Source organism: Lentilactobacillus dabitei (assembly GCF_019061365.1).
GTDB classification, from domain to species: Bacteria; Bacillota; Bacilli; order Lactobacillales; family Lactobacillaceae; genus Lentilactobacillus; species Lentilactobacillus dabitei.
The window spans coordinates 1-9170 of sequence record NZ_JAHPPD010000098.1; the positions used below are offsets into that span (position 1 = coordinate 1).

15 protein-coding genes are annotated in these 9170 nt (G+C 41.3%); 1 reads left to right on the plus strand and 14 read right to left on the minus strand.

Annotated elements, in window-relative coordinates:
* Nucleotides 1-111: 111 nt before the first annotated feature.
* From KTE19_RS11760 to KTE19_RS11825, 14 genes are all read right to left on the minus strand, one after another.
* Entirely contained in the window at nucleotides 112-561 is a 450-nt protein-coding gene (locus KTE19_RS11760; RefSeq protein WP_217163357.1) for a threonine/serine exporter family protein, read from the minus strand.
* A gap of 10 nt (nucleotides 562-571) precedes the next feature.
* A complete protein-coding gene (locus KTE19_RS11765) occupies nucleotides 572-1333 on the minus strand; it encodes a threonine/serine exporter family protein (RefSeq protein ID WP_217163355.1) in 762 nt (253 codons plus the stop codon).
* A 286-nt stretch (nucleotides 1334-1619) separates the two neighbouring features.
* Nucleotides 1620-2267, minus strand: a complete 648-nt coding sequence (locus KTE19_RS11770) for a metal-dependent transcriptional regulator (RefSeq protein WP_217163352.1) — start codon at nucleotides 2265-2267, stop codon at nucleotides 1620-1622.
* A gap of 20 nt (nucleotides 2268-2287) precedes the next feature.
* Nucleotides 2288-3193 carry a cation diffusion facilitator family transporter gene (locus tag KTE19_RS11775; protein WP_217163350.1) on the minus strand — a complete coding sequence of 302 codons (906 nt, stop codon included), beginning with the start codon at nucleotides 3191-3193 and terminating at the stop codon, nucleotides 2288-2290.
* Between the two features lie 396 nt (nucleotides 3194-3589).
* Entirely contained in the window at nucleotides 3590-3811 is a 222-nt protein-coding gene (locus tag KTE19_RS11780; RefSeq protein WP_054748887.1) for a MerR family transcriptional regulator, read from the minus strand.
* Between the two features lie 62 nt (nucleotides 3812-3873).
* Entirely contained in the window at nucleotides 3874-4272 is a 399-nt protein-coding gene (locus tag KTE19_RS11785; protein ID WP_217163348.1) for a hypothetical protein, read from the minus strand.
* 73 nt (nucleotides 4273-4345) lie between these two features.
* Nucleotides 4346-4600, minus strand: a complete 255-nt coding sequence (locus tag KTE19_RS11790; RefSeq protein ID WP_217163346.1) for a hypothetical protein — start codon at nucleotides 4598-4600, stop codon at nucleotides 4346-4348.
* Nucleotides 4601-4662: 62 nt separating this feature from the next.
* On the minus strand, nucleotides 4663-4875 hold the full coding sequence (locus tag KTE19_RS11795) for a DUF3278 domain-containing protein (protein ID WP_217163344.1): 213 nt from the start codon (nucleotides 4873-4875) through the stop codon (nucleotides 4663-4665).
* Between the two features lie 249 nt (nucleotides 4876-5124).
* Nucleotides 5125-5433 (minus strand): DUF3278 domain-containing protein, encoded by a 309-nt coding sequence (locus KTE19_RS14060; RefSeq protein ID WP_249778442.1) that lies wholly within the window; start codon nucleotides 5431-5433, stop codon nucleotides 5125-5127.
* Nucleotides 5423-5629 (minus strand): helix-turn-helix transcriptional regulator, encoded by a 207-nt coding sequence (locus tag KTE19_RS11805; RefSeq protein WP_054748889.1) that lies wholly within the window; start codon nucleotides 5627-5629, stop codon nucleotides 5423-5425. The genes KTE19_RS14060 and KTE19_RS11805 overlap by 11 nt, the downstream gene beginning before the upstream one ends.
* Before the next feature lie 130 nt (nucleotides 5630-5759).
* Nucleotides 5760-6350 (minus strand): GNAT family N-acetyltransferase, encoded by a 591-nt coding sequence (locus KTE19_RS11810; protein ID WP_217163342.1) that lies wholly within the window; start codon nucleotides 6348-6350, stop codon nucleotides 5760-5762.
* Nucleotides 6351-6430: 80 nt separating this feature from the next.
* Nucleotides 6431-7225, minus strand: a complete 795-nt coding sequence (locus tag KTE19_RS11815; RefSeq protein WP_217342358.1) for a DUF1003 domain-containing protein — start codon at nucleotides 7223-7225, stop codon at nucleotides 6431-6433.
* A 347-nt stretch (nucleotides 7226-7572) separates the two neighbouring features.
* Nucleotides 7573-7749: a hypothetical protein gene (locus KTE19_RS11820; protein ID WP_217163338.1), complete on the minus strand. Its 177-nt coding sequence runs from the start codon at nucleotides 7747-7749 to the stop codon at nucleotides 7573-7575.
* Nucleotides 7750-7907: 158 nt separating this feature from the next.
* Nucleotides 7908-8783 carry an RluA family pseudouridine synthase gene (locus tag KTE19_RS11825; RefSeq protein WP_217342359.1) on the minus strand — a complete coding sequence of 292 codons (876 nt, stop codon included), beginning with the start codon at nucleotides 8781-8783 and terminating at the stop codon, nucleotides 7908-7910.
* Between the two features lie 140 nt (nucleotides 8784-8923).
* Between KTE19_RS11825 and KTE19_RS11830 the strand changes: the two genes are divergently transcribed.
* Nucleotides 8924-9103 carry a hypothetical protein gene (locus KTE19_RS11830; RefSeq protein ID WP_217342360.1) on the plus strand — a complete coding sequence of 60 codons (180 nt, stop codon included), beginning with the start codon at nucleotides 8924-8926 and terminating at the stop codon, nucleotides 9101-9103.
* The last annotated feature ends 67 nt before the right edge of the window (nucleotides 9104-9170 follow it).

Genomic DNA, 9170 nt, shown 5'->3' on the forward strand with positions numbered 1-9170 from the left:
ATTCATGCCTAATAACAAAAAAGCATCACCTTTCGGTGATGCTCATAAGTCGCCATCAATACGATTTGACTTTGACCCAAATTTTCTCACTAAACCGGACTTGATGATGCCCTAATTTCGTACCTGGGCCCTTCGAATCTTCTGTCTAATTTTATTAACCAGTTCTGCGACAATAAAGCCTAAAGCAATCGAGCCAGCAATCCAAACCACTTCTGACAGGTAATTAAACGCAACCTGATAATTACCAAGGGCGAAGTTTTTGATTGAGTTATACGCCTGACCGCCCGGAACTAACGGCACCAATCCAGGAACATCAAACAAAATACTTGGCATCTTTTTCCAACGGGCAATGATGACTGACAAAATTCCGATCACTAAGCCGCCGAAAAAGTTGGGCGCACCAAGGCCTCCCCAGGTGCTAAATATCCAATAGTAGACCAGCCAGCCAATTGTAGCGTTAATGCCGGCAATATTCAGCGCGCGATGGGGTAAATTGACAATCAACCCAAAGCCAATCCCGGAAAGGTAGACGCAAATACATTTAATAATAAAAACAGTCATTTAATTCCCCTCAAAAGAAATGTAAGGCAATCGCCACGCCGAACCCTAATGCACAGGCACTAATCAGTGCTTCAATCCCGCGAGCGGGGCCACTAATCAAATTGCCGGATAACGCATCCCGGACCGCATTCGTTAACGGGATCCCCGGCACTAACGGCATTAATGACCCAATGATAATGTCGTCGGCTTTAATCCCAAAGCCATACTTAACAGATAAAATCGCTAGGCTGGCGACCGTCATGGCGGCAATAAACTCACTTAGGAATCGGATTTGAACATAGATGTTTAGAAAATATAACACTGCCCAACCAATCATCCCAACTAAGAACGTGATACCAAAATCTGGTAGATTATTCTGGAAGACGACCACCAGCGAGCCGCTCACCAATCCAGCACCAAGTAATTGAACCCAGAGTGGGAACATTGCCACTAAGCGGTCAATGTTCTTGAGATCATCATAAAATTGTTCAATATCAATCTTCTTAGCTGCATACTCACGAGAAAGTTCGTTTACTTTGGCGACCTTCTCCATGTCTAAGACCCGCTTGTCGATTGAACCAACCTGAGCACCAACATCATCAACGCCACCAGAAACAATAATTCCCGTCAAAGTGGCATAGATGTTTGCATTCTTCAAGCCGGCGTTCCTGGCAATCCGCAGGACAGTATCGTTTACCCGGGTCATTTCGGAACCCGATTCGATCATAATCGTTCCAGCCAAAACACAGGTATTAATTACCAAATGATCGTAATTTTTTTGTTGATCAGCCATTTGTTCACCTCGTAAGGAAAAACTGGGAGACGAGCCATTCCCAGTTCCTTGTTGATATTTGGGATGGTTCGCCACTACATTGCCGTGTAGTGCTCCACAAAGCAATAACCTGCACGTAAGCACCTTATTGTAAAATCCCAGGATTTATTCCCCACTACCTAGTCGAGTAGTGCTCCACAAAGCAGAAACCTGCACGTAAGTCGCCTTAATCTAAAATCCCAAAACCACGGATTTTAGATTAAGGCGACTTACGTTTCGGTTTCTAACCACTTTGTTACGCACGCTTTTATTTTACAAACACATAATGCGCCGTCTTATACCCGATCACCAGTTGTTTTTTATCCGTGACGTTATCCACCGTCACCGAACCTTCGAATGGGTCATGGGAGATTATTTTTAGCTTGTCACCAATATCCAACTTAATGTCGCCCAACAATGTCAACAGGTCGTGGTTATCAATGAACCTATTCACCGTCACTGTTTCGCCATCCTTGGCTTCCGTTAAGATCTTATCATGATCTTTTTGATAATGACCGTTTCTATCGGGAATGACACCGCCATGGGGGCAACGTTCTGGGTGCCCCAGGAAGTCATCTAAATGATCGATCATTTTGTCGCTTGTCACATGTTCGAGGCGTTCCGCCTCATCATGGACATCTGGCAAATCAAAGTGCAGGGTATTTGTCAAAAAGACTTCCCAAATTCGATGCTTGCGAACCAATTCCTCCGCGTATTTCATCCCTTTGGCAGTCAGTCGAACCCCCGAATACGGTTCGTGCTCAACCAGCTTTTCATCCACCATCTTGTTGACCATTTCAGTTACCGAACCAGCGGCAATATTCAAACTAATCGCAATTTGTTTATTGCTGACCAGTTTATTAGCGCCACCCAGTTCAAAAATTATTTTTAAATAGTCCTCTTTCATTGGGGTCATTAATTGCATAATCTCCTATTTTACGGAATATCATTGCCACGATCGTAAATAATATCTTCGTCTTCTCCTCGCGTTGTCTCCGCTTGGATCGTGACGTGGCAAATATGATATTTATTCTTCAAAATCTTTGTTATTTCCAAATAAATCGGTTGAGCTTGACTAATCTTCATATCATGCATGTTAACATGCGCCGAAAAAATAATGTTATTTTCATCGATTGACCACGCATGAACGTGGTGAACACTGAAGACACCGTCAATTTGAAGTAAATCACGTTTGATCGCTTCATAGTCAATCGTTGGTGCGCCTTGCATGAGTATCCTGAAAGTTTGCCGGACAATCGGAATTGCCTCCCAGATAATGTACAGGGCCACCAAAATGGTGACAATTGGGTCCACTAATGTCCAGTTAAACAAGTCAATTAAGATACCACCAATAATGATTGCAATCGATGATAACGCATCACTCATAATATGTAGATAAGTTGCCCGCATATTCAAATTGCTCTTGGAACCCGCATTCAATAAAAAGGCCGACAGCAAATTGGCTACCAACCCAATAATCGCAATGATTAACATTAAATCGCCGTTAATTGGTTGTGGGTTGCTAATTCGCTTAATCGCTTCAATCATCAAAACGGTGCAAATAATGCCCAAAACAATTGAATTCAAGAATGCCGTAATAATTTCGGCTCGCTTATAGCCAAAAGTGTTTCGGGCATTCTGTCGCCGACGGCTAATTCTGCTCGCAATGTAGCTAAAAACAATTGAAAGAGAATCACCCAAATTATGAAAGCCATCGGATATCAACGATAGACTTCCAGCAAGAAAGCCGCCCACAAATTCAGCAATTGTAATAACAATATTTAGAATTGTAACCCAGAAAAATCGATTACCCCCTACTTCCTGGTGATTATTGTTTTCCATAAACTAACCACTCCAATCTGAATCTATTATTACATTACTGAAGCATAATTTCCATACCAGTTCAACAATTTTGTTAGGTAACCTGAAAATTTAATGTTGATATTTTCCAAAACAAAAAAAGAACCATGACAAGCCCAAGCTCGCTACGGTTCTCCAGAGAAATATCGGCACCCCATCGGTTTTAATCAAATTTCTTTTCGTTCATACTCGAATACTGATCCAATTTTACAACTGGATACTCAAAGTGCTTCTGTTCGCACGATGGAACTCTTTTTGTCATATCACTTGTGCAATCTAACAGTTATACAAACGACAATCTAATTAATTACTATACAGGGTGCCGATACCCTCTATGCCTAGAATATCATTGGATTAAAGATTTAACAATCGTTTTGACTAGATATTGCAACGCTTTATCAACTGTTTAACTTCTTCAATTGACGAACCGTTTTGGATAAAACAGTGCACCAAGTCCAACCAATACATATCCGTCTCATCCAGCAAAGGATCGGCTGCCAGCTGCGGCTGGGATGGCACAAGGCCATTATTGATGTAGTCACAGATAACGTCTGGTCGGCTATTGATGCGTTGAGCTGATTCAACCAATGTGAGTTTCATAGCAATCTCCTGAAATTTTAGAATTAAGATTAGTCTATCAAGTTCGCAAATAAATGCAACCCCTATTCGACCATTCGCCAATTCCCCTCATCAGCCTTAGAAATTTGGTTGATGAAATGTAAAATTGAAGCGGCCCGATCCTTGTCGTGTTCAACCAATTGATTGAGGCCTTCCCCAGTAATCATCGGCTCGCTTAATGAAAACTGATCATCTTTCTTGTCACCAGTGGAAAAAGCCAACACTGTATGGCCATCCTCAATTTCAGTAATGATGAAGAATAAGCTGAAGTCATCATCATCATCCTTCATGTAGGCTGGCATGGCCCAAATACCATCGCTGATCTGAATCAGTTCCTCGTTATCGAACCGATAGTCCCGATGATTTTTTTCGTTAACGGCTTTGTCCAACACAAATAGCATTTTGTTGAAAACTGGATCGCCCAGTTTGATATTGTCTTCCATAGTGGTTTCCTTTCAAATTAATGATCGAAATCTCATTATAACAAATCACTCTGGAGATGCAATTAGGATTTGGTTACTTGAAATATTTTGTCCGCATCGTTCTGCCAAAATATTCAAGACTGGCAATTGCAAGGCCCCAGATAACCGATAAGACGGGATAATTGAGCGTGTACAAGAATGAAGAAACGGTCTCGGTGCCCATTGCCAGACTAATAGCAAACTGGATAAAGTAAGCAATTGGTATATAAATCATCCCACTTTTAACGGCTTGATAAAGCTGCCAATGATGAAGCGTTTTAGCCCCACCGACCTTAATTTCAGCGTCCAATAAGTGCTTTTTTGAAACTGCCAGACATATATTGCCACAAGCCCAAAATTGTAATCAATTCATTAGCCCCGGCCACCCAGAGGAATACAAGGGTTGATCCCGCAACTGCCACGCCAAAAATCACCAAGTTGGCGAAGAACGTATAGATCCGATAGAAAGATAAACGCGTGATCGCCAATTCGATCCAACGTTTGTCTGGCATATTCATCGAGAGGACCGGGAACCCCGTAAAACCATTTCAACATTCTGATGCCAAAAGATTCTTGAGCTTTCACTTTAATCGCCTCGTCTTAATAATTTTTGTCTTTCACGCTAGCAAACTTTTTAAATTATTCAGCTTTAACGATGTGACCAATTTCTTGCTGCGTGTCACTCATCCAAGCCATGACAATAATGAAAAGGGTGAGGCAAATCGTAAACCAGGAAGTAAAGCCATTAAAAGAGGCAGTAATCAAATATACATAAATTCCGTAGAGAAGTCCCCACAAAGCCCCATGGCGATATGCCCGGCGAACCGCGTTAGGCTATTCATCTTTTGACACTTCTTGGTAGTTGAGCTTCATTTTCGATACCTGATGATTAATATACATGCTGACACCACCAAAGCCTACAAGTATATTAATAAATACAAAACCAATGGTAAAGGAGTGGGTGATCATCGCTTCTGGGAGAAATAACATGACAATATTTGTCACTGCTGTATATATCCATAAATACATAAACCCATTTGTCGCAATTCGATTCACGGCTTGGAGATTATGCTCATCTAAAACGCCACGGATGCTAAAAGAATACCTCATAATCTTAATTAGAATGCCTTCTTTATTCTTCATCAGTTTCACCAACCTTCCAAAATAATGTGTTCAAATCTGTCCCCAACGTTTCAGCTAACAGGATACATAACTTCAACGATGGGTTGTATTTGTCGTTTTCAATCAGATTAATTGTCTGTCTGGCAACCCCAATTGCTTCAGCCAGTTCAAACTGTGACAGTTTATTTAGCTTTCGGTACTCTCGCACTCGATTCATAATACCGATCTCCTTTTGTCACATATATATGTCATCGACAACAATATAAACTTAAAATCATGTGGTGTCAATTATATATGACAAAAGAGAAGCCGGAAAATAAATTCCTGCTTCTCTCACTATTGTTAAATTAAACTGACAATAAGTTTCGTTCTTGGACTGCTTTTTGCATATGATCATATAAATGATCCCCAATCACATTGGTGCCCACTGTTTTGAAACCCTTGCGTTCATATAATTTTTTTGCTTCGGGATTTTCGAAATCAACGTTCAAACCGATCACTGATTTGCCATCATTCAATGCCATCCGCGGAACCGCAGCAAGTAATTTGCTACCAATTCCGTGACCTTGATAGTTAGGATCAACGGCGATTGAATCCAAGTACCACTCGTCAGAATGGGTCTCGGAATCAGGAATATACGGTTCTTTAAAATCGGCACTCTTCTTTGATAAATTGATCAGAACCTTGTTGATATCGTCCTCGTTTTCGCTGGGGTAGCCAAATACTACACCAACAACTTGACCATTGGCCTCGGCCACCACGGTGGATGCCTTACTGGACAGATACGTATCTGTCTGGTAAGCCCTCGTGATGACCTTGGCTAATCCAGGTTCGGGAACGTCGTCTAATTCATCCAGTTCCATTTCATCAAAAATAATATCAATTAGCGGGGCTATCTGCCCGGCGTCATCTTGTTGTGCTTCTCTAACGGTTATCAAAAAAATCCTCCATTTGTTAGTTAGTGATAGTGTTACACGTTATCTTACAGATTTTTTCATAGCTTGTCAAAGTACGGGATTTACTTGGTGCCTTTTTCATTTTTGCTTTCATGATCAACCGAATCGTTTTCATCCAGTTTCCTTTTGACATTTCCAGGCTGATTGCGCTGAATTAAGTCCAGTTCAGTACGGATCTGCCCCAGAATTTCAATTTCTAATTTTTGAATTTCCAGAGAATGCGGCAATTGGTTTTGCGTTAAGTTATCCAACTTTGCATGAAGAATTCGTAATTCATGCTCGGATTTCTGATTCACATGGTAATCATTTTCAGAATTCATGCGATCACGATCGCTGGCCCGGTTCTGGCTCATCATGATGATGGGGGCTTGAATTGCGGCAATACAGCTTAATGCGAGGTTTAATAAAATAAATGGAAACGGATCAAAATGCATACCGAATAATTGCAAACCATTAATTGTCATCCACGCCACTAACACAAACGTGAAAATCCCAATGAATCCCCAACTACCACCGAACCGGGCCACCGCGTCAGACACCTTTTGACCAAATGTTAAACTTTTTGCCAAGTTGTCATTAACATCTACAATATCGTAATCGTCACTTTGCATCGCCTTAGTCAGCCGATGATTAATCTTTTTAGTTTGCTTCACATCGGAATTGATCATCCCATCAACCCGCATCAACTGATATTTGAGCAGATCATGATCGCAAATAAAATCCGTAATTTTAGCGGTCGGATAATCCCCCTTAATCAGGTTACGAGTCGCTGGTTCGAGATTTTTTAAATAACGACCATCAATTTCCATATGTCGTTGATGGTCAATGAAACAAATTGCCGTTTTTTCTTCAACCATAGATGGACCTCCTGACGATTGTTTTAGTTGTTAAACATTCAATTGATTAGATACGCTAGATTGTAGCGGAAACGTGCTCGACCAAGCAATAACCTGCACGTAAGCACCCTAGCTACATAGTGGAAACGTGCTTCAACAAGCAATGACTTGCATCTAAGCAGCTCTGGTTAAAAATAAAACCCATTTTCAACCAGAGCTGCTTAGACTCCAGTCATTAACCGCTTGTTTCAGCACTCTACAAAAAAAGCACCCCACCGATTTATTATATCAGTAAGATGCCATGATTCATTCTTTAATTTTGATCTCAGTCGTTTAAAACTAGTGCCTATCCAAAAGCAAAGTTACCATTATGCCTTAATCAAATCAGTCTTGGCCTTCAACAAATCGGCTTTGAGTGCACGAATGTGTTCTTGAGCTTCCTTATTATCTGCAGTGTCCTTCATCCATGTTAGTACGGCTAAATTCGTTTCCATTTCAGCAATAATTTTTTGAATCATCTGATCCGATTCACTATTGGTAGACATATCTAGTCTCCTCCTTCAATTGATGATGTAATCGTAACATGACTGGGGAAAAAGGCAACGGAAATGGTGTCGCTTTCACTGAATTCTAATTATTATTTTTATAATACAAGAAGTTGCTTTAACAGCAACGTTCAGTTGTGCACGAGATGAGTACTTCTCTAATCGATAACCTTCAAAATATCGGCTGGGAGTTGACTTTTGAAATGAAGCTGCTCTTTGGAAAAAGGGTCCTTAAATTCCAAGCTGGCAGCGTGCAGTGCTTGTCGCTCAATCCCTAAATTCATTGATCCTTGATACAGTTCATCTCCCAATAAGGGATGTCCAATGGCCGCAAAATGGACCCGAATTTGGTGGGTCCGACCTGTGTGGAGAACCACCCTCACTAACGTCCGATCGTTAAACTCACGTTCCACCCAATATTCAGTCCGAGAAGGCTTGCCTGTGTCTGAAATGAGTTGGCCGTATCCATCAGGATCTTTAGCAATCGGCTTGTCAATCACGCTGTGTTCTTCAAGGCCACTGCCAGAGACAACGGCCGCATATTCTTTATGAAGCGTCTTTTGGGCAAGCATTTCATTCGCCAGACTATTGGCCAGACGGTGCTTGGCAACCAGAACCACTCCACTGGTAAAACGGTCAAGTCTCGTGATAATGTGTGGGACCAGGTTGGTGGCCTGCTCCGAAACTAAATGATACTTAATTCGATTGACCAGGGTATCCTCCCGATTTGCAGGGCCTGGGACCACCGTTAATCCAGCCGGCTTATCCACTACCAACCAATTATCATCTTCATACATCACTTTGATTGGCTGTTCACTCACCGCAACCCCCGGATCAGGTTGTTCATCAGGTAAGACGACCTCCACAACATCGCCCACCTTTAGCCGAGTTGCGTCGTTGATGGCTTGACCATTAACGTTAATTTGGCCGTCAGTTTTCACTGTTTTATACATCCGGTGACTAATACCATGGCCATTCAAAAACTTTTTTAGTGTTTTAGGATCATTTTCAGTGTTCCGCCAATTAAATTTCAATTTTTTCTCCTGTTCAACTCAATCCGTCAACTTTTTTAAGATTAAACAAACTTTTTCCCACATTTGCCTGGGGGTATTGACATTTTAACAAATTATCGACAGAGTGGATGCCATAAATTATGTAATGGGGTAATTAAGTAATGAAGCGAATATGGAAGATTTCAATCATTGTCATCATGACCACCGTTGTTTATGTGGCCGTCCGAATGATTTCCTTTGATAACGATGCTGAAAAATTTACTCAAACATACTTGAATAAGGAAGTTAGTCATCACAACACGGCTCAACTCAAGAAAATTAGTGCTGATGGTAGATTGTAAAATTAATCCGAACGCTGTTCGGACAAAAAAGATCAGCTTCCTTTAAAATGGTGTTTACCACAAACCC